Origin of the sequence: Paraliomyxa miuraensis, from assembly GCF_026337845.1 — a bacterium.
GTDB classification, from domain to species: domain Bacteria; phylum Myxococcota_A; class Polyangia; order Nannocystales; family Nannocystaceae; genus Paraliomyxa; species Paraliomyxa miuraensis.
In genome coordinates, this window is the sequence record NZ_JAOVZF010000160.1 from 106,304 (window position 1) to 127,318 (window position 21,015).

12 protein-coding genes are annotated in these 21,015 nt (G+C 70.3%); 5 read left to right on the forward strand and 7 right to left on the reverse strand.

Annotated features, from left to right (window positions below; all coding sequences use genetic code 11):
* Positions 1-21: 21 nt before the first annotated feature.
* The 5 genes from OEB96_RS33800 to OEB96_RS33820 form a co-directional block, all read right to left on the reverse strand.
* A complete protein-coding gene (locus OEB96_RS33800) occupies positions 22-3,918 on the reverse strand; it encodes a hypothetical protein (protein ID WP_266220968.1) in 3,897 nt (1,298 codons plus the stop codon).
* 152 nt (positions 3,919-4,070) lie between these two features.
* Positions 4,071-5,120 (reverse strand): hypothetical protein, encoded by a 1,050-nt coding sequence (locus tag OEB96_RS33805; RefSeq protein WP_266220969.1) that lies wholly within the window; start codon positions 5,118-5,120, stop codon positions 4,071-4,073.
* Positions 5,121-5,166: 46 nt separating this feature from the next.
* Entirely contained in the window at positions 5,167-7,875 is a 2,709-nt protein-coding gene (gene mutS / locus OEB96_RS33810; protein ID WP_266220970.1) for a DNA mismatch repair protein MutS, read from the reverse strand.
* Positions 7,876-8,151: 276 nt separating this feature from the next.
* Positions 8,152-8,847 carry an SPOR domain-containing protein gene (locus OEB96_RS33815; protein ID WP_266220971.1) on the reverse strand — a complete coding sequence of 232 codons (696 nt, stop codon included), beginning with the start codon at positions 8,845-8,847 and terminating at the stop codon, positions 8,152-8,154.
* Between the two features lie 132 nt (positions 8,848-8,979).
* Complete coding sequence (locus OEB96_RS33820; RefSeq protein ID WP_266220972.1) at positions 8,980-10,506, reverse strand: VanW family protein; 1,527 nt, start codon at positions 10,504-10,506, stop codon at positions 8,980-8,982.
* A 117-nt stretch (positions 10,507-10,623) separates the two neighbouring features.
* On the opposite strand from OEB96_RS33820, the gene OEB96_RS33825 reads away from it, so the two are divergent.
* From OEB96_RS33825 to OEB96_RS33845, 5 genes are all read left to right on the forward strand, one after another.
* Positions 10,624-12,000 (forward strand): HEAT repeat domain-containing protein, encoded by a 1,377-nt coding sequence (locus tag OEB96_RS33825; RefSeq protein ID WP_266220973.1) that lies wholly within the window; start codon positions 10,624-10,626, stop codon positions 11,998-12,000.
* 88 nt (positions 12,001-12,088) lie between these two features.
* Positions 12,089-14,116 carry a protein kinase gene (locus OEB96_RS33830; RefSeq protein ID WP_266220974.1) on the forward strand — a complete coding sequence of 676 codons (2,028 nt, stop codon included), beginning with the start codon at positions 12,089-12,091 and terminating at the stop codon, positions 14,114-14,116.
* A 53-nt stretch (positions 14,117-14,169) separates the two neighbouring features.
* Complete coding sequence (locus OEB96_RS33835) at positions 14,170-16,092, forward strand: HEAT repeat domain-containing protein (RefSeq protein ID WP_266220975.1); 1,923 nt, start codon at positions 14,170-14,172, stop codon at positions 16,090-16,092.
* A gap of 145 nt (positions 16,093-16,237) precedes the next feature.
* Positions 16,238-16,807, forward strand: a complete 570-nt coding sequence (locus tag OEB96_RS33840) for a sigma-70 family RNA polymerase sigma factor (protein ID WP_266220976.1) — start codon at positions 16,238-16,240, stop codon at positions 16,805-16,807.
* A gap of 39 nt (positions 16,808-16,846) precedes the next feature.
* Entirely contained in the window at positions 16,847-17,419 is a 573-nt protein-coding gene (locus OEB96_RS33845; protein WP_266220977.1) for a TlpA family protein disulfide reductase, read from the forward strand.
* 385 nt (positions 17,420-17,804) lie between these two features.
* Here the strand turns inward: OEB96_RS33845 and ftsH are convergent, their stop codons facing one another.
* Positions 17,805-19,736 carry an ATP-dependent zinc metalloprotease FtsH gene (gene ftsH / locus OEB96_RS33850; protein ID WP_266220978.1) on the reverse strand — a complete coding sequence of 644 codons (1,932 nt, stop codon included), beginning with the start codon at positions 19,734-19,736 and terminating at the stop codon, positions 17,805-17,807.
* 47 nt (positions 19,737-19,783) lie between these two features.
* Positions 19,784-21,007 (reverse strand): tRNA lysidine(34) synthetase TilS, encoded by a 1,224-nt coding sequence (gene tilS, locus OEB96_RS33855; protein ID WP_266220979.1) that lies wholly within the window; start codon positions 21,005-21,007, stop codon positions 19,784-19,786.
* Between the last annotated feature and the right edge of the window lie 8 nt (positions 21,008-21,015).

Sequence of the window (21,015 nt, forward strand, 5' to 3'; positions counted from 1 at the left end):
CGAGACGAACGGACGCGTCGCTCAGCCGTATCCACGGCGACGGCGCACCTCGCCGCGCTCGATGAGGACGTCTCGCAGACGGCCAACCCACACCGATACCGCAGGCTGCGGGTCATCGGCCCAGTGAGCGGCGCGCTCTAGCTGCTCGGCTTCGAACCGGCTGACGGTGAGCCCCGTGGGTGGCTGCATGGCTGCACCGAACAACGCGCGTGCGACCTCTCCATCGGCACCAAAGCGAATCAGCAACCCACGCACGACGGGGTCGAGTTCGTCGAAGCGAGGCGACGACCACTCGGCCACGCACTGGCCTCGTGAACGATCGAGACCGACCCACGCCAAGATCTCTTCGGCCGGTCCTCCGCCGATCACGTTCACGTCGCTCGCGAAGCGCCGGAGTACCGACGAAGGTCTGGACGGATGCTCGAGGAATTCTCCCACGATCACCCTCCACAGCCCAGTCGGATCCTCATCGAGCCAATGCCGGAGCACCTCCCGCGCATGACGGAGGTAGCCGCCCTGCGCGACGATGATGCGGAGCACCGTGGCGATCGCGTTCGCGTCACCGCGTGCGTGAAGGCCGGTGGCGACCGCGATCCAGTCGCGCTCGAGCACGGCGCTCTGCTCTTCGGCACTGGTGGAGCGCAGCAGCGAGTGGGCGAGCGCGACGATCGAAGGATCGACGGCGCCGGGCGCTCGCGCGAGCCGCCGCGCCACGAGCCCCAGGCCCTGGTGGTGGCAGAACCGGTGAGGAGCACGATCGAGCGCCGCGATGAGAGCGTCGAGCGCTTCCACGCTCACGCCTTCGTGCCACGACCAGAATCCGAGGCCGAGCACGGAGCGCTCGGTGAGCTCGGGGCGGTGGAGCAGCATCGTGAGGATCCGAGCGCGGTCGTCCGTGCCACCGACGGCCACGATGGTGCGGGCGACGATGTTGGTCAGGCTCGGGTCGCTCGCATGCGCGAGCAGCCAGCTGTCCACCACCATGCTTCCTGCGCCATCGCTCCGGCCGCTCAAGTAGCTGACGATGAGCGGATCCACGGGGTGATGGCCCCGTGCTGACAGCAGCAAGGGCAGCAGGGCCTGCGCGTCGTCCTCGTGGCCGAGCGCGTGGGCGAATGCCCGGGCACGGCCGGCCTGCTCCGAAGTCAGCCATGCGAGGGTGGCCGTGAGCACGTCGGGGCGCTCGAGGATCTCTCGCGCTAGGATCCGATCGTCCTCCCGTTCCTGGGCGAGTCGGGCCGCGGTGGCGATGGAGAGCTTGGCCGGAGAGCCTCGCCCGACCTGGGACAGCAAGCGCTCTTGAAGGTCGGTGGGGCGAAGCGCCTCGCGCAGGTCGGCGAGCCGCTCGCACATGACGGCGCGTCGTTCCTCGTCTTCATGCATGTGCCGTCCGAGCGCATCCTCGACTGCTTCGCGCAGGGCGTTGCGCTCGACCGGCGTCCACCGTCCCACGCGTTCGGGCAGCTCGTCGAGCACGTCGCGGAGGCTCGACCTCGACAGACCAGTCCACAAGTGCTCGGCCACGAGGGTGCGAGCCCTGCCGCCGACCTCGGCGTCCGGATCGTCGGACATGTCGAGGAGCAGCCGCCAACCGGTGCGACGCCGCTCCAGGATCTCCAGCTCGGTTGGCCGCACCCACTCACCGTCGACGTCGTCGATGCCCGGGTGGAACCCACCGGATTCACCCACGATGAGCTGGGCCACGCCCTCCAGTGCCACGTGCCGCTGCGTGGGCTCGCTGCTCGAGAGTCGATGCTTCAGGATCGTCAGGCGAGCTTCGAAGGGCTGGTGGGTCTGGTCGAGCACCGCCTGGAAGAGGCTCGCCCACACGGCCCTCGCGTTGGTCCCCCAGCGCTCCTGCCTCTCGAGGGCGAGCATGAACAGCGCCCGCTCGGCTGCTTCGAATGCCTGGCCAGCGATCCGACGATGCCGAACGTGCTCCAGCGCCTCCCGGATCGGTCCCACCAGACCGTCGTCTTCGGCGATCCGCGGGGCCCCCACCCGATCGAGCAGACGCACCAGGCCGAAGGCCGTCTGCTCGGGATGGACCTCCGCAATGAGCCCGAGCCGTCGAAGGAGCCGAGGTTCCAGCTCGCCCTCGGCATCCTCGAACGGAGCCAGGGCTGCCCGCGCGAGGCGTCGACGGCACGCTTCGGATGCGCGGACCCGTGCGGCTCGTCGCAGCAATCGCTCGAACCCCTCCGGGACTGCGTCACGAAGAACGCCCGGGTCGGGCCCTTCGGGCCTCCCCAACAGGTGATTGAGCACCAGTCGCTCGAGGTTGGCGGGACTGATGTAGTGGTGGCTGGCCGGCTCCTCTCGAAGCAACCGCCGATATTTGCAAGCGAAGGCCGCGCGGTGGAGTTCCTCCCAGGAATGGACCCCGAGCGCCTTCACCAGCAGGGACTGCTGATCGGTTGGCATGGACAAGGGATCATCGGGCACGAGCACCACCAGCAGCAGCGCTCGAGCTCGAAGCTCGGCCTCGGCCTTCCAGGCTTCCCTTCCCGCATGAGCCGACGGCGCTCCGACGAGGACCGCAGCTGTGGCATACCAAGGGTCGTCACCATCGGTTAGATCGCATCCTGGGTCATCGAGGAGCGTCGGCTCCTCGGCCAACGCCAGCGTCAGCCACATCGAGAATAGCGGGTAGCCCTCCGCGAGATCGGCGATGACATCGACGAGCGCATCGTCGAGCACTCCAACGTCCCTGCCCTCCGCCTTCGCAGCCTGGAGGTCGTTCGCTACCAGAGTCCGCTGATCGCTCCGGCTCTGGAATCGCTCGAGGAAGAACGGTTCGGGCTTGCCTACATGGCCGTCGTCCTGCGGGCCAATCAAGATCAAACGAGCCCGTTGCTCGGCCCGAGCACGTCCGAAGCTGCGCCACAGGTCATGCGCAAGGTACGGCTCGACCTCGTCGACCACGAGCACGATGTCGGGTGAGCTCTCCAGCTTCTCGCTCTCGAGCCACTCACGGGCCCTTTCGGCTTCCCTGGTATAGCGAATCCGGGCGTGGAGGACTTCGTGCTTCGGGTGTTCGAATACGTGATGAACGGCCCGTGTCTTGCCCACCCCGGGTGCGCCAGCGAGGCGAAAGACCCGCCGCTCGGGTCCTCCATGGGTCCCGTCACCGAGCATCGAGCCCAACGCCTCGACCAATCGCGTGCGCTCGCCGTCCTCGACGAATGGGACCTTGCGCCGATCCTCGGGAAGTTCCGCGCTCCATTGCTCCCATGACTCGAGGAACTGCGGCTCGTCGACCTCGAGCAATCGACTCAGCTCGCCGGTCAGGGTGAACTTGCGCTCGTTGAACGCATTGGCGATGTCCGTCGCATCGTGCACCTGGACTCGACCCGTGAGGTCCACTCTCCGACCCAGGCCATGCTCGATCCACAGCTGCAGTCGAGTTGCGAGCTCAGCCTCGAATTCCGGTATGTGGTCCCCCTCGACATTCAGCAGGACTCGGTACTCGCCGCCGTCTGCAAGCAACTCCAGCAAGCGAAGTGGTGGCTTGGGCTTCTCCTTCGTACGCTTCGCAGGATCCGCAGTCACCTTTCCAGTCGTTGCGTTGAAGATCCGTGGAGACGGATCGATGTCATCGCGAACCTGGTCCTTCCATCTACGCCCCTTCTCGTCCTTGAGGGTCTTGCAGCTGAACCAGAGGCTGCCCGGGTCGAACGGCAACAACCCATGTTGGCTACGGACGCCAGGCGCCTTCCGAACGATGGTTTGGAGGTCTCGCCCGCCGTCCGCGTAGTCCTCGGGTGCGGGCCCGATGACCCTCACCGTGCGAGGCTCGAAACATCGACGAACCTCCTCGTCGAGCAGCTTGCGGCAGAATTCCTCGAACTCCTGCTTGCGCAGCTTGACGAGGTTCTTGGCCTGGAGCTCCCGCACGAGCGCGTCCGTCCCATCCAAGAGGATAGCAGCCGGCCCTACCGTTTGGGGCGCCCCGCCTTCGACGCCCAACCACGAGCGAGCCCCGCGCCCAAGGAGGGCTGCGGGGCTCGGAGGTCCACCTCGGTCGACGCCCGTGACGCCGCACCAAGGCGTGATGGCCTACGCCTACCCTACTCGTCCTTCTTGCACTCGATGATCTCGCCGCTGTCGTTGTAGCAGAGGTCCGATCCACCGAGCACGTCGTTGACCGTGTTGGTGAACTTGTCGTCCTTGCCGACGTTGGGCAGGCGCTCGCCGATCGACTTCTCGGCGGCCGCATCGATCACGGCCAGGCCGACGACGCCATGGATCGCGGTCATGTCGAACGACCGCACGGTGTCACCGTCGGACGACTGCCACTCGTAGTAGCGCACCAGCGGCTCGGCCGTCTCCGGGTCCTGCTTGACCTTCTCCTTGGGGCTGACGCCGAACCACTTCTTGAACTTGTCCTCGACCACCTTGGCGTAGTCCATGCCGGGCCAGGTCTCGGGGCTGTAGGCGTAGAAGATCTTCCAAAGCCGCCCGTCCTTGAAGAAGTAGAACTTGCGCAGGGTCGGGTTGGCCTTGACCCACAGCATCTCCTCCTCCGAGTCGTCCTCGTACTCGTACTGGATGAGCGAGACGCCCCAGCGGTGCTTGGAGGCCGCCTTGAAGCGAACGTGGTTGGCCTTGAGATCCTGCAGCGCCCCGGCCCGCCACTCGCGGGCGCTGTCCTGCGCCATCGCATCGTCGGCCGCGGCCGTCTGCTTCTCGCCGTACTCCTTCTCGATCTCGCGCGACAGCAGCTTGAACACGTCCTTGGTGCTCATGCCCCAGCGGTAGTCGCCCTTGAGGGTCCGTGCCCCGTGCGACGCGCTGATCTCCGGCTTGGGATCCACCAGACCGCACTCCTTGACGGTCTTCTTCTTCTTGCCCGTGCCCTCCTTGCGGGTGGTGCACTTGTTGACCGGCTTGGCCGGCTTGGGCAGCTCCGGCAGGGCGGCGACCTCGACCTCCGAGCCGTCGTCCTCGAGGTCGCTGGGCTCGTCGTCGAAGCCGAGGTCGTCCTCGCTGAGGCTGTCGCTGTTCGAGTAGTCACCCACCAGGTTGCTGCCGGTGGCGGGGTCGACCGTGTTGCCCTTGCCGCACCCTCCGGCGAGGGTCAAGGAGAGGCTCAGGATCGTGCACGCAAGCGTCCGCATGGTTCCTCCGTCGGGCCCGGACGCTAACACACCCCGCCCGACACCGTCACGCACCGCCGCGCAGGCGGTCGACCAGCGCGCGCAGCTGGTCGTGGGCCTGCCGAGGGGAGAGGTCGTCGGGATCGAGGCGCTCGAGCGCCGACAGCACGTCGTGCGCGGCGGGATCCAGGCCCGAACTCCCGCCCAGACGGGCACGAACCGGGCCATGATCCTTGGGGGCATCCTCGGGAGCGTCGTCGGGAGCCATCGGATCGACGCGAGGCGTGAACAGATCGAGCTGCGGAGCCCCGGCCGCGTGCGGATCGGCCTCCAAGCGCTCCAGGATCCGCCCGGCGCGGCGCAGCACCCGGGCCGGGAGCCCGGCCAGGCGCCCCACCTGGATCCCGTAGCTGCGCCCCGCAGGACCGGGCTGCACCTGGTGCAGGAACACGATCCGGCCCCGCTGCTCGTGCACGGTCACGTGCACGTTGTGGACCCCCGCCAGGGTGGTCTCCAGCGCGCACAGCTCGTGATAGTGCGTCGCAAACATGGTGCGGCAGCCCACCTGATCGTGCAGGTGCTCGGCGATCGCCCACGCCAGCGACAGACCATCGAAGGTCGCCGTCCCGCGGCCGATCTCGTCGAGCAGCACCAGGCTCTGGCTCGAGGCGTGCGCCAAGATGTGGGCCGTCTCCCGCATCTCGACCATGAAGGTGCTGTCTCCGCGACCGAGGTCGTCGGCCGCCCCCACCCGGGTGAACACCCGATCACATAGACCCACGGTGGCCGTCGCCGCGGGCACGTAGGCCCCCATCTGCGCCAGGATCACGACCAGCGCCACCTGGCGCATCACCGTGCTCTTGCCGCCCATGTTGGGCCCGGTCACCAGCCACAGGCGAGCCTCGTCGGGAGCCGCCCCCTGCGCCCGCAGCCGGGTGTCGTTGGGCACGAAGCACCCCGCCCCGAGCATGCGCTCCACCACCGGGTGACGGCCCTGCTCGATCCGAAGCACCGGCTCGGCGCAGAGCTCCGGCCGACAGTAGTCGTGGCGCGCCGCCACCTCGGCCAGGCCGCACAGCACGTCGAGCACGGCCAGCCGCTCGCCCACCCGACAAAGCCGCTCCCCCGCCGCGCTCACCCGACCACGCAGCTCGAGGAACAGCGCCTGCTCACGCACCAGGGCCTGGGCCTGTGCCCCCAGCACCTTGGCCTCGTGCCCGGCCAGCTCCTCGGTCACGTAGCGCTCGGCCCCGGCCAGGGTCTGCTTGCGCACGTAGTCCTTGGGCACCCGCGAGAGGTGGGCCTTGGGCACCTCCAGGAAGTACCCGAACACCCGGTTGTGCTGGACCTTGAGCGAGGGGATCGCCGTGCGCTCGCGCTCGCGGGTCTCGATCGCGGCCAGGGCCTCGCGCCCGCCGTCCCGGAGCCGCCGCTGCTCGTCGAGCTCGGGATCGGCACCATCTCGGATCATGCCGCCGTCCCGACCGTGGGCGGGTGGATCGTCGACCAGCGTGCGTGCGAGATCGTCGTGGACGTCGGGCAGGAGGTCGTCGCCCAGATCGAGGAGCGCGGGGAGCCGGCCGTCGGTCCGCCGCTGCGCCAGCTCGGCCACCAGCCGGGCAAGGGCGGGCAGCGCGGCCAGCGAGGCCCGCAGCGCCCCCAGCTCGCGCGGGGTCACCGTGCCAAGGCGCGCCCTCGCGGCCAGCCGCACCACGTCGCGCACGTCCTTGAGGCGCGATTGCAGCTCGCCCCGCAGGCCCGGCTCGGACAGCAGCGCCTCGATCCCATCGTGCCGGGCGCGGATCACCTCGAGATCGCGCGACGGCGCCACCAGCCAGGCGCGCAGGGTCCGGGCGCCCATCGAGGTCTGGGTGCGATCGATCGCCCACAGGAGCGAACCCTTGCGCGACCCGTCCCGAAGCGTGCGCAGCAGCTCGAGGTTGCGGATCGAGGTCTCGTCGAGCACCAGGTGGGCCGCCGGCTCGTGGCGTCGCAGCCGGTGCAGCAGCAAGGTCTGCCCGGGCTGGGTCGCCTCGGCGTAGGCGAGCACCATCGCGGCCGCCCGGCTGGTGCGAGGCGAGAGCCCGACCCCGGCCTCGTCGGCCATGCCCGCCACGCGGCGCAGCATGGGCTTGGCCGGTGCCTCGGTCGCGGGCTCGAGGCGCGGGGCCTCCGGTCCGAGCACCTCGGTGAGCCACGGATGCAGGGCCGGGTCGGCCAGGATCTCCCGCGGCCCGAAGCGGGCGAGCTCGGCCTGGGCGGTCGGTCCGTCGTCGGCCTCGATCACCACGAACTCACCGCTCGAGATGTCGAGCAGCGAGAGCCCCACCGCCCCCGGACGCTCCCCCTCCGCGACCACCGCCGCGAGGAAGTTGGGCTCGCCCGAGCGCAAGTGCTCCTCGTCGAGCAGCGCCCCGGGGGTCACCACCCGCACCACCTCGCGATGCACGATGTTGGGACCCTTGCGCCGACGAGCCTCCTCCGGGGTCTCCATCTGCTCGCAGATCGCGACCTTCATGCCGCGCTCCACCAGCGTGCGCAGGTAGCCCCCCAGCGCGTGGTAGGGCACGCCCGCCATCGGCACCGGATCCTCCACATCCTTGTCGCGGCTGGTCAGCGCGATGTCGAGCACCGCGGCCGCCGTGACCGCGTCCTCGAAGAACATCTCGTAGAAGTCGCCCATGCGGAACATGAGCAGCGCATCGGGATGCTGGGACTTGATCTCGAGGAACTGCCGCATGACCGGCGTGTCCTTCGAGTGGTGCGGAGCAGGCACGGCCGGGGTTCTAGCAAGGTCGAGGAGTGGACGTCCAAGCGGTCGGAATCGTTGATGTCATCGGATGCGCCATGCGGCGGGAGCCCGGGACGTTTGGGGAAGCCGGCAGCGTTGGGGAAGCCGGCGGTCGCGGTGCAACGAACGAATTGACGAGACCCGGTGGGATCCTCAGATCCCCCGGGCCTCGTCGATTCGTGAACAGGGCTGTCTTTGGCGGCCCCTTCGGGAGCGTCGCCTGGCGGCGCCGCGGGGCCTTCCGGCCGGCTTCGCCGGCCTCTACTGCTTGACCACGTAGGCGATGATCTTCTCGCGCGCCTCGAAGTCCTGCTTGGCGGCGAGTCCATCGGCCCAGTTGTCGTACGAGCCCATGCGCACGCGGTGCCAGATGCGACCCTTGACCTCGTGCGGCTCCACGCGCACCTGATGCCCGTTGCCGCGCAGCCGGGCGGCGAAGGCATCGGCCTCCTCCACGCGGGCGAAGGCCTTCATCTGGAGCGTGAACTTCTTGGAGTCGGCCGACGGGTCGCCTTTGACGATCACCTCGCCACCGCGGGCCAGGGTGGGATCGGCCGCGGGCACGGCGGGCGCGGCCACGGGGACCGGCTTGCTCGCGCCAGGCTTGCCCGCCGCCGCCTGAGCCTGCGCGGCCTTCTCGGCCTTGACCTCGTCCTCGTCGCGCGGGGGCTGGCCGGGATCGCGGGTGGCCGGAACCTCGTCGGTCGCGGGCTCTTGCAGTCCCTCCTTGAAGGTCAGCGGCTCACCGGGCGCACGCTCGTCCTGCAGGAGGGCCAGGCCATCCCCCGACAGCGCCGCCACCTCGCCCTCGGGGCTCCACTCCACGCGACGGCCCACCATGACGCCGAGCGCGAACACGAAGCAGCCGACGACCGAGAGCCCGAAGAAGAGAAAGAAGATCTGGCGATTGTCGAGCGACAGCTCGACCTTGTCCTTCCACTTGTGCATCTCACGCATGGTCGTTCGTCCTTCAATCGATGACTCGTTCGGTGGCTCGGACGGTCGCGTCGTCGACCGCATCCGGAGCACCTTCGAAGAGATCTCGTTCTTGCGTACTTCACCCGGCCCGCGACCAGCAAGAAAGTGGGGTCACTGCACCACGCGCAGCGCCGTCGCCGGATCGCGCAGCGGCGGCGCCTTCTGCACCTCGGGCACCTGCCCCGCGGGATTGGTGCCACGACGCAGGATCTCGGTGGTCGGTGGGTAGCGCAGCTCCCAGTCCTCTTCCTTGATCACCTCGCCACCCTGATAGAGCTTGCGGATCCGCTTGACCTTGAAGCCTCGCATGCCTCGCTGCGCCACCGACTCGGTGCCGCTGCGCAGGTGATCATCGTGGCGCCAGACCGTGGAGTACGGCAGCACCTCCACCAACTCGCGCTCGAACGCGACCTGATAGGGACGCCGCGGTCCCAGCACCTCGGCGCGAACCCTTCCCTGACTCACCGTCATGTGCAGCACCACGGGAAAGTCGAAGCCGTTGCGCAGCTTCATGTCGATGTCGGGATAGACCACGGTGGAGTCGAGCCCCATGTCCACGTAGCTGCTGGGACGACTGTGCGGGCGAGCACGAACCACCTCGAGCCCGGCAAAGAACGCCGCGCCGAACAGGGTGGAGCTCACCTGGCAGATCCCTCCACCCATAGTGTCGACCAGCTCGCCGGCCTCGATGCCGGTCGCGTAGCGATACCCGGCCTCGGCCGAGCGGGGACCCACCACCTCGTTGAACGAGAACAGCTCCCCCGGCTGCAGCACCACCCCGTCGATCGCGGTCGAGCCCACCTTGAGGTTGTGGCTGCGATCGGCGTCGCTCGTCGAGTACGGCGTGTCGAAGCTGCCCAGCACCACGCTCACGTCGAGCGCGTCGGCGAGCGCCCCCAGCGGGTCCTCCACCGCAGGCTTTCGCTGCACCACCAGATCGATGTGATCGACGCCCTCGGCCAGCCCCACCGCCACCGAGGACAGCGAGTCATAGGCCAACAACGCCGAGCCCGCGGTGGCCGGCAACACCTTGCGCCGCTCGAGGTCCAGCCGCGTCGGCAACGAAGGGCGATCCACCTGCGGCGCCAGGGCCAGCAGGGCATCGAGCGCCGGACCATCCACGAAGCGATAGCCGATCGGCAGATCCACCTCGCCACGCGACGCGGCCACGCGATCGCGCAGATCGATCCATGGATCGCCGCTGCGACCCACCGCCAGCGCGCTGGCCACCGAGGCCTCGATCACCGGATCGGCCCCCAGCGCCCGGGCCGAGGTCCGCACCCGAGCCGGCCCGGCCGACAGGGTCAGCGGGCGATCGAGCGCAGCATGCCCCAGGGCCTGGGCCTGGTCGCGCAGCGCCTGCGCTCCGATCCCGCCCACGTCCTGGCCCGCGAGCCTCACCCCCGGCACCACCTCGTGCCCCTGCAAGGCCACTGCGCGCACGTCGGCCAGGTGCAGCAGCGCCATGGCCAGCCCGCTGGCCATCGCCAACCCCTCGCCCAGGCCGAGGATCCGGCGGACCAGGCTCCGTCCGCGCTCCCCCGCAGGGCGGTCGGCCCCGTGGTGGGTTCCGGCCCCGGCCCCCGCGTCGGGGGGCCCCGCGAAAACCTCGCGGCGCGGCGCGGTGTCGGACGGCATGGTGCCCGCACGCTAGGCCCACCGCGCCGCCACGATCCAGAAATCGGCGGTTTTGGGCGGTGCGGGAACCCCGGGCTCGCCCCGTGGTCCACGTTGTCCGGTATGAATGGCCCTGCGATGTCCGACGACCGCCCTGCCCCCGCCCCCGCGGCGCGCCGCCGCTCGCGGTCGATCCGCGCCAAGCTGGTCTCCCTGACGCTCCTGGCCAACCTCGCCGGCCTCGTGGTCGCGATCTTCGTGGCCCGCACCCTTCGCGGTGGCCTGCTGGGAGGAAGCGACACCCTGTGGATGGCCTCGTACTACGGGGCCATGGTGGTGGTCGCCCTGTTCGACGCGTTCCTCGTCGACGAGCTGGTGTTCGGAGGCAACTTCCGCCGCGCCTACCTCGAGGGCAAGGACGCGCGACAGCTCGAGCGTGGTGGTGACGACGAGGCGTTCGCCGCCTCGATGCGCCCGCAAGGCCGAACCTTCCCCGTGGTGGTGGTGGTCTGCGGCTTGCTCACCTACTTCGTGTTCAACCTGGCCAACGACGACTTCGACTCCTACTACCGCACCGTCGGCACTCACGTGGCCAAGCTGCGCTCGGGCACTCCCGAGGAGCAGCAGGCGGCGGTGGCCCAGCTCTCGATCCGTCGCGGTCCCCACGTGATGCCGGCATTGATCCAGGCGCTCCACGGCGAGGGCCCCGCGGCACCATGGGCGGCCTGGGCCCTCGGCCGCTTCCACGACCTGCCCACGCGACACCCCGTGGTCACGCCGCTGGTCGGGGCCATGCGCTCGAGCAATCCGGCCGTGCGCCGCGAGGCCCTGGTGGCGCTCGGCCGCCTTCAGCACCGGCCCGCCGCGTCCGCCATCCACGAGGAGATCCGCGCCCAGCTCGCGGCCGGGCAGACCGTCGATCCGCGGCTCATGTACGCCCTGGGCAGCATCCAGGTGCTGTCCTCGGTGCCCTTGCTCGAAGAGCTGCTCCACGGGGCCGACGAGGAGACTCAGCGCCTGGCCGCCTGGGCCCTGGCCCAGCACCGCGATCAGCGAGGCGGACGCGCGGTGGTGGAGGTGCTCGAGAAGCGCCTGCCCTCGGCCTCGCTGCCGGTCCGCTGCGCGATCGTGCACGGGCTGGGCATCCTCGCCGACGAGCGCTCCAACTTCGCGCTGATGCAGGCCTACGACGACGCCACCCCCGACGAGCTGGGAACGCTGTGCGATCGCATCACGATCCACTTCCGGCCCGACGGCGGTGACGACACCGCGCTGCTGCTCCGCCCCGAGCGCAAGCTGGGCATGAAGGTCGTCCTCGCCATGGGTCAGATGCGCGCCACCTCGGCCGACGTGCGCGCTGCGGTGGAGCCCTGGATCATCGAGGTGGCGGCCAACGCCCCGCTGCCCGAGATCCGCGAGGGGGGCCAGTCGCTGCTGGCGGGGATCCGAGGCCAGCGCGACGATGCCAAGGCCAAGAGCGTGGATCAGGCCCTGGGCCTGGAAGAAGGCCCGTGAAAACCGTTTTCGCGTGACGTCGGCGCCTCGGGCTCGCGCAAACGGCCGGGCCCGACGGGCCACGGGGGAAAGCTGCTATCGTGGCGCCGTGGAGATCCTGGCCCGAGGCACGCCCCTCGACACGGAAGACATCCTCGCCCCCGGGGCTCGACCCGGAACGCCGATCGTCATCGAGCGCGGCCTGGGAGAGTGCCCTCATGGGTTCTGGTACGAGGCTCGCCAGGAGGAAGTCCCCCTCCTGGTCACGGTGCTCGATCCCATCTTGGTGGCCCAGCCCGACGTGCGCGCCCAGCTTGCCCGCGACATCGAGCGCGGCCGACACGTCGCCCACCGCAACCTGCTGCCGTGCTTCGGCATGGGCACCGCCGGGGTCAAGGCCCTCATCGCCGAGGCCTGGCCAGGCGGCGGCACCGTGCGGGAATTCGCGCGGCACCGACGCGAGTACGGTCAGCCGATCGACCTCGAGTCCGCCTACATCCTCATCGCCCACGTCTGCAACGGCCTGGTCGCGCTGCACGAGCAGCTGGTGCACGGCTACGTCACCGCCGACACCGTGCAGGTCTCCGACGAGGGGCGCGTGCTGCTGGGTGCGGTGGGCCTGGGCAGCATCCTGCCCCGCAGCCGCGGCTTTCGCCGGTTCCGCGCGGGGGGCCTGCTGCCCAACGTCCCCCCCGAGCAGGTCGCGGTGCCTCCCGCGATGACGATGGCCACCGACGTCTTCGCCGTGGCCGCCCTCTTCGTCGAGCTCATCACCGGCAACCCCCTGGCCGACGCCGGCCAGCCGCTGCGCGACCTGGATCTGCACGTCTCCGACGAGCTGCTCGCCTGTCTCGAACGCGCCACCGATCCCGATCCCGACCAACGACCGCCCGACATCGGGGAGCTCAAGGCCGAGCTCGCCCAGGCGCTTCGGGCCGAGGGGATCCAAACCACGACCCGGCCCCCCGGCAACCTCGACCTCGGGCTCGGCGCCTCCATGGCGGCCGCCCATGCCGAACCCGAAATCGAGGACAACATGGACGACTGGGAGATGAAGAGCGAGGTCGGTCCGCTGCCCGACCCCCCGCCTCCCCCGGATCATCCCGGCGCCCCGCCCCCCCCCGAGTATGGCGGTCCGCCGGCCCATCCCTACGCGGACCCCATGGGAGCGCCCGGGTATCCGCCACCGCCGGGCTACCCGCCCTATCCCCCGCCGCCCGGCTATCCCCCGTATCCGTCACCGCACGGCTATCCGCCCGAGGGCGGCGCCGGTGGCTATCCCTACCCCCCTCCGGGCTACCCGCCCTATCCTCCGCACGGCTATCCGCTCTATCCGCCGCCCGGCTACCCACCCTACCCGCCGCCCGGCTATCCGTCCTATCCGCCGCCGCCCGGCTACGGGCCCCAGCCTCCCCCCGCCGAGCCACAGGGAGGCACGCCCCCACCGCGCCCCGGGGCCGATCGCGGCGGGTTCGATCCAGACGCCGCGCGGCGCCAAATGGACGAGCTCGATCGGGCCACCCGTCGGATTGCGGGCATCGATGCCGACTCGGCGGTCCGCGAGTACACCGAGCACGTGGGTGATGGCGACAGCCGCTTCGACGTCGACGACGATCTCGAGGGCGACGAGCGCAGCTCGTCGTCGATGCTCAACCTCGAGGTCGATGCCTACGCGGATGCAGCCCAGCGCCTGGCAACGCTCGATGGCGTGGAGGACACCGGTACGGCGGACTCGCGCGAGCCCAGCGAGAGCGGCCCCTACTTCGGTAGCTTCTCCGACGATGCCGAGGACGAGGAACCCCCCGAGGACGACGCCGACAGCCGCTTCGTCGTCCTGCGCAGCAGCAAGGAGTATGGGCCCTACACGGTCCAGTCGCTGAGCCAGATGATCCGCACCGGGCAGATCAAGAGCGTCGACGTGGTCCGCAGCCAGACCACGGGGCGCGAGTCGATGGTGGTCGACGTGCCCATCTTGCGGCCCGCCTGCGAGGATCGACGCAACCGCGAGGACATCGAGGCGCGCAGGCCCGGGGGGCAGGCGGCCGCCGCTCGCCCCGCCCGTCCCGACGCCCACAAGACGCCCGAGCCCGGCGACGACGCCAAGTCCAAGTCGTGGTGGAAGCGGTGGCGCAAGTGAGCCCGGGGCGGCGAGTCTCCCGCCTCGGCCTGCTCGCAATCCTCGGCGCCGGCGTGCTCGCCCCGTCTCCCGCCGCCGCCGAGCCTCTCACGCGATGGCCCACGTGGCCGACCGAGGTCGAGCGGATCGCCACCGCCTTCATCCGAGACATGGCAGGCAAGCCGATCGCCAACGAGCGCGAGCGCCTCGCCGCCGTCCATGAGCTCGATCGCTTGGCCACGGGAGCCATCCTCGGACCGCTGCTCACCGCGCTCGACGATCTCTCCCCGCAGGTGCGCCGCGAGGCCCTGCGCATGTGCTTCGAGCGCGAGGTCGTGGCCTGCATCCCCAGCGCCGCAAACCTGTGGTCCGACGGCGGCGAGCCCACCGTGCGCGTGGCCGCGCTCAAGGTCCTGGCGCTCGACCCCGACCCCAGTCGCGCCGCCATCATCATCGAGGCCCTGCGCGACCCCTCCGAGATCATCCGCGCGCAGGCGGCCGACTTCCTCGGCTCGGCCCCCATGCCCCCCGACGTCCGCAAGCGAGCCCGCACCGCGCTGTTGTCCAAGCTCGCGGACGTGTCCGTGGTGGTGCGTCGTCGGGCCGTGCTGAGCCTGGGCCTGCTCGGACCCGGCGAGGGCACGCTGTCGATTGCACGGCTGCTCGAGGATCCCGAGCCCTCCGTGCAGGCCTCCGCCGCCGAGGCGCTGGGGCACTGGCGCGACCCCACTGCGGTTCCGGCCCTGCGCCGTGCGCTGGGCCTGCCCCACGAGCCTCCCGTGGCCCAGGCCATCGTCGAAGCGCTCGCCGTGCTCCCCGATGACTCGGTCGAGGACGACCTGCTGGTCCTGCTCGACGATCCCCTGCCCGGCCTCGACGAGACGCGCGTTGCCATGGCGATCGGACGGCGTCCCGAGCCGAGCGACGCGATCGTCTCGGGCTTGATCGCACGCCTCGACGAGCCCGCCCGACGCGAGGCCGCGCTGCTGGCCCTCTTGTTGCTCGGCGAGGATGCTCGCGCCGGCCTCGAGGCAGCCCGGGCCCGCGGCCTCGCGCCGGCCATCGACACCGAGGTGCAGCGCCTGCTCGGGGCGCTCGAGCCCAGTGTCGTCTCCACCTCCACGGAGACCTGGCCGTCACCCGAGGATCGATCGGCATGGCGTGCCCGGCTCGACCATGGCGACGACTACGGTCGACGTCAGGCCGCGTGGACGCTGGCCACGCTCGACCCGGACTGGCGCGTCCCCGCGGCGCTCGCCGCCCTCGCCGCTCCCGGGCCGTTGGTCGGCCGATGGCCCTGGGCACTGGTGCTGGCCGCCAGTCCTTCGTCATGGTCCTCCGAGCACGACACGACGGCCCGCGCACGCCTCGAGGGCTGGGCGCGCGAAGCGAGCGCGAGCCCCAGCGAGCGATGCCTGGCCCTCGCCGCGCTCGGCGCCGCCGCACCCGAGCACGGGCGCCGCAGCGAGCCACCGTGGGCCGATCTCGCCGAGGATCCCGAGCCCCGCGTACGGGCCTGCGTCGCCCTCGCGCTCGGGCGCCAGGGCGAGCCCTCGCGCCTCGCTGGACTCCTCGTCGACGACCGGGCCCGCGTGCGAGCCTCGGCGGCGCTGGGCCTCTCGCAGGTCGATCCGAAGCGGATCCATCGAGCCACCCGAGCCCGGCTGCAGCTCTTGGCCTCGACCGATCCCGAATCGGCCGTGCGCGCCGCCGCGACCCATGCCCTGGCGGTGAGCGCAGAGCCCATCGACGCGCGATCCACTGCGCCCGGCTGGTTCCTGCGCCGGATCGAGCCCTACCCCTGGCGAGATCCGCCGCTGTGGATCGAGGTGGAGGTGGAGGCAAGCGCCACGGCGCCGCGCTCGCGACGGCTGTGGGTGCCGGCGGAAGGCAGCGGACCATGGCGCTGGGCCCTCGTCCCCGGCCTTCACCAGGCCCGTACGGCCGACACCCGAGCGTCCGAGATCGCACTCCAAGACCCGATGGCAGACCTTTGACCCAGGCTTCGAGGGGTTTGCGATCATCCGTTGCAATGTGGCTGGCGTTTGCAACCGGCCGTGGCTGGCATGCGGCTCGGATTCGGCAACCCATTGGAATTCAATCGTTTTTCACCTGGCCACGGACTTGCTCAATCAGCGGGTCATGACCACCACCGCCGAGTTCTCCGCGCTCGTTGCCCCTCACATGCCCCGCCTGTTCCGGCTTGGCATGCGACTGACCCGGCAGCCCAGTGAGGCCTCCGATCTGGTGCAGGAGGCTCTGTGTCGGGCCTGGGCCAACTGGGCTCGCTTCGAGGACGGCGGCAACGTGGGCGCCTATCTCGCCCGCATCGTGGTCAACACCTTCATCTCCCGTCACCGACATGCGCGCGTGGTCAATGCCGCCGCCGCACGCTGCGATCTGGTCGACCACTTGTTCGACCGAGGCCGCATGCAGGAGGCCCGCGCCCCCGAGCGCGCCTGGACCTCTTCGCTGCTGTCCGATGAGATCCACGACGCGCTCGATGCCCTGCCCGAGCACTACCGCGAGGTCGTGGAGCTGGTGGATCTGCAGGGCAGCGCCTACAAGGAGGCCGCGCAGGCCCTCGACATCCCGCTCGGCACGGTGATGAGCCGCTTGCATCGCGCGCGGCGGTTGATGCGAGATCGGCTGAGCCAGTACGCGGCGAGCCTGGGCTACGGCAGTGGCGAGCTGTGTGCCGTCGCGGCTTGACGCGGTGTCGGCCTCGCGGCAGGGTTCGCGACGCCACTCGTGAACGCGCTTCGCTCCACGCTGCTCGTCGTCTCGCTCCTGCCGACCTTGTTGGTAGGGTCCGGCTGTCAGGGCAAGGGTGACGAGGCGGCGGGAGGACCATCGGGAGCCTCGGCCATCGGCCAGCCCGCCCCCACGCTCGCGGCTCGCACCATCGACGGCGAGCCCGTGGCCTTGTCGGACTTTCGTGGGCAGGTGGTGCTGGTCAACATCTGGGCCACGTGGTGCAAGCCATGCACCAAGGAGCTGCCCGAGCTCGCCCGCTTGCAGCGCGAGCTGTCCGCCCAGGGGTTCACCGTGCTCGGGGTCAGCATCGACAAGCGGCAGATGCTGCCCCGCGTGCGCTCGATGGTGACGGCGTACCAGCTCGGGTATCCGGTGCTGTTCGATCCCGAGAGCCGAGCCGTGAACGACTGGAACGTTCGCGGCTACCCCACCACGGTGCTGGTGGGGCGCGACGGGACGATCCGCTGGCGACGCGACGGCATGATCCACCCCAACGACCCGGAGCTGTCCAAGCAGCTCGAGACCGCACTGGCCCAGCCAACACCGCAAGCCGAGCACCAGCCGTAGAACACCCCGCTTGCCTACCGCTGACCGCGGGGCGCCCTACCACCAACCTACGCTGCACCTCGACCACGCCCCTTACGGGGGCGACCTGGGTGCTCGCTCGCCTACCGCTGGCTGCGGGGCGCCCTACCACCAACCTACGCTGCACCTCGACCACGCCCCCTACGGGGATCTGGGTGCTCGCTTGCCTACCGCTGACCTCGGGGGCGCCCTACCACCAACCTACGCTGCACCTCGACCACGCCCCCTACGGGGGCGACCTGGGTGCTCGCTTGCCTACCGCTGACCGCGGGGCGCCCTACCACCAACCTACGCTGCACCTCGACTACGCCCCCTACGGGGGCGACCTGGGTGCTCGCTTGCCTACCGCTGACCGCGGGGGGCCAAACTAAGTCGCCTCGGCCACGGGGAAGCTGCCCGGACGTACCGCCTCGTCCTTCTTGGCCGCGTCCTTGTCCTTGGCCTCGCCCGCGGCGGGCTCGGCCGCCTTGGCCGGTGTGGCCTCGGGCAGCGGCGGCAGCGGGCGACCCTCGATGGCCGCCTTGACCTCCTCGAGCCCCAGGGCCTCGCGCTCGATCAGCGCCACCGCCAGCCGCTCGAGCGCGTCGGAGTGGGTGGTGAGGATGTCCCGTGCGCGGTTGTACTGGCTGATCACGATCTCGTGGACCTCGCGATCGATCGCCTGCGCGGTGGACTCGGAGTAGGCCTTGGGGCGCGCAATGTCGCGGCCCAGGAACGGCTCGCTGTCGTTCTTGTTGTAGGCGATGGGCCCGAGCTTGTCGCTCATGCCCCACTCGCACACCATCTTGCGCGCCAGCGTGGTCGCCACCTCGATGTCGTTGCCGGCCCCCGTGGTCTGCTGACCGTCGAGCGCGAGCTCCTCGGCGATCCGACCGCCCATCAGGATTGCGATGCGAGCCTCGGCGTAGCGCCGGTCGAGGTTGTGCCGGTCTTCCTCGGGCAGCTGCTGGGTGACCCCGAGCGCCTGGCCGCGCGGGATGATGGTGACCTTGTGGATCGGGTCCACGTGGCGCTCGGGCAGCTTCATGGCGACCAGGGTGTGCCCGGCCTCGTGCCATGCGGTGGTGCGCTTCTCCTCCTCGGAGATGATCACGCTCTTGCGCTCGGCGCCCATCAGGACCTTGTCCTTGGCGCGCTCGAAGTCCGACAGGCCCACGCGATCGCGCCCGCGACGGGCGGCCATCAGCGCGGCCTCGTTGACCAGGTTCTCGAGGTCGGCCCCCGAGAACCCCGGGGTGCCGCGCGCGATGATCGACAGGTCCACGTCGTCCTCGATGGGCACCTTGCGGACGTGGACCTTGAGGATCATCTCGCGGCCGCGCACGTCGGGCAGGCCCACGACGATGCGCCGGTCGAAGCGGCCGGGCCGCAAGAGCGCCGGGTCGAGCACGTCGGGGCGGTTGGTGGCGGCCACCAGGATCACGCCGTCGTTGCTCTCGAAGCCGTCCATCTCCACGAGCAGCTGGTTCAGGGTCTGCTCGCGCTCGTCGTGCCCACCGCCGAGGCCCGCGCCGCGGTGGCGCCCCACGGCGTCGATCTCGTCGATGAAGATGATGCAGGGCGCGTTCTTCTTGCCCTGCTCGAACAGGTCGCGCACGCGGCTGGCCCCCACGCCCACGAACATCTCCACGAAGTCCGAGCCGCTGATGCTGAAGAACGAGACCCCGGCCTCACCGGCGATCGCACGCGCCAGCAGCGTCTTGCCGGTCCCGGGCGGGCCCATCAGCAGCACGCCCTTGGGGATCCGCCCGCCCACCCGCATGTACTTTCGGGTGTCGCGCAGGAAGTCGATGATCTCCTCGACCTCCTCGCGCGCCTCGTCGATGCCAGCGACGTCCTTGAAGGTGACCTTGCCCTGGTGCTCGGTCAGCAGCCGCGCGCGTGCCTTGCCAAAGCTCATCGCCTTGCCGCCGCCCGCCTGCATCTGCCGCATGAACATCACCATGATGATCACGATGAGGATCATGGGCAGCCACATGATCGCGAACTGCAGGATCGAGCTGTCCTCCTCGGGCTCGACGCGGTAGTCGATCCCGTTGGCGTCGAGCTTGGTGTAGAGCTCCTCGGTGACGGGACCGGTGACCTCGTAGGTCTTGTCGTCGAGCTTGTAGTCGATGTCCACGTGCCCGGGGTGCACCTCCACGTTCAGCGTGGTGTCCTTGAGCGTGTGGATCTGCCGGATGAACTGGGCGTAGCTTATCTGGGTGGTCTGCTGGCTCGAGTTGAAGAGGTTGGCCAGGGCCAACACCGCCACGATGAGGCCCAACCAGACCAGAAGCGTCTTCGTTTGCTGTTTCACGCGCGTTTACCGGCAGCGGGCAGCATAGCCCTTTGGTCACGGGGGGGTCAATGGTTGGGGGCGCGAGTCGCGGACTTCCGATCGAGCCCAGCTTGGGTTGGGGCGTGGGTTGGGGCCTGGGTTGGGAGGTCTTCGGTCCAAAGCTCTCCGTGAGCGACGTACAGGCGAAGATGCGGGTGGAGATCCCAGGCACGCCGAGGGCCCGGACGCGCGAGCGCGTCGTCGATGGACGCAAGGGTCGCCGCGCCAAGGGCATCGTCGGGAGCCCCCGCGGCCCCGCACACACGACGAACCAGTCGCGTGCGCACGGCGGAGGGCAGCGCCTCCATTCCTTCGGTCGACCAGCGCGGGCCCGAGGTTACGGTGTCCGAGGTCGAGGCGCCCGAGGTCGAGGCGGCCTCGTCGTCGCACGGGCGCGGGCTCGCCCCTTCGGATCGTGCGTCGTCCGCACGAGGCTCGCGCCGCCGAAGCCGCAGCTCGTGGTCGACCCAGGCCTGCAGGGCCTCCTCGGCCGCGCGCGCGTGGGCAGCCGCACGCGCGAACGCTTGCTCGACCTGGGGATTGAGCTGGTGCAGTACCGGGAGCAGCTCGTGCCGCACGCGGACCCGCGGGTGCTCGCGCAGGAGGTTGGTCGGATCGTCGACGAACGGGAGCTGGAGGCGCATGGCCAGCTCGCGGGTCTGAGGGCGAGAGAGTGACAGCAGCGGCCGCACCCATCCTCCCCTCGCGCCGGATCCGTCCGGGGGCTCGTTTGGTCGTGAGTCCCCCCATGGATCGTGCTCGGCCATCGCGGCCAGTCCCGGAAGGCCCGCACCGCGGGCGAGGTGCAGCAGCATGGTCTCGGCCTGATCGGTCGCGGTATGGCCCAGCGCGACGAACGACGCTCCCGCCGCACGGGCCTGCTCGCGCAGCGCAGCGCGGCGGGCCGCTCGCGCCCGGGCGGGCAGGCCCGCGCCGTCGGACAGCGTCAGGCGGTCGACCGTGCTGGGCAGCCCCATCGAGTCGGCGAGCCGCCCGACCAGCGCGGCTTCGTCGGCCGACTCCGGGCGCAGGCCGTGATCGACGTGGCCCACCGACAAGCGAAGGCCCTCCGAGGGAGCGAGCAGGTGGAGCAGGCCGAGCAGCACGACCGAGTCCGGGCCGCCCGAGCATGCGACGTGGATCCCGATGACGGCGCCGCCCGGCTCGGACCCGCGAAGCGAGCGCACGGCGGCCAGTCGGCGGCGGCAGGAGCCGAGCGCATGGGCGATGCTCGGATGACGAGGTGGCACGGTTGGCC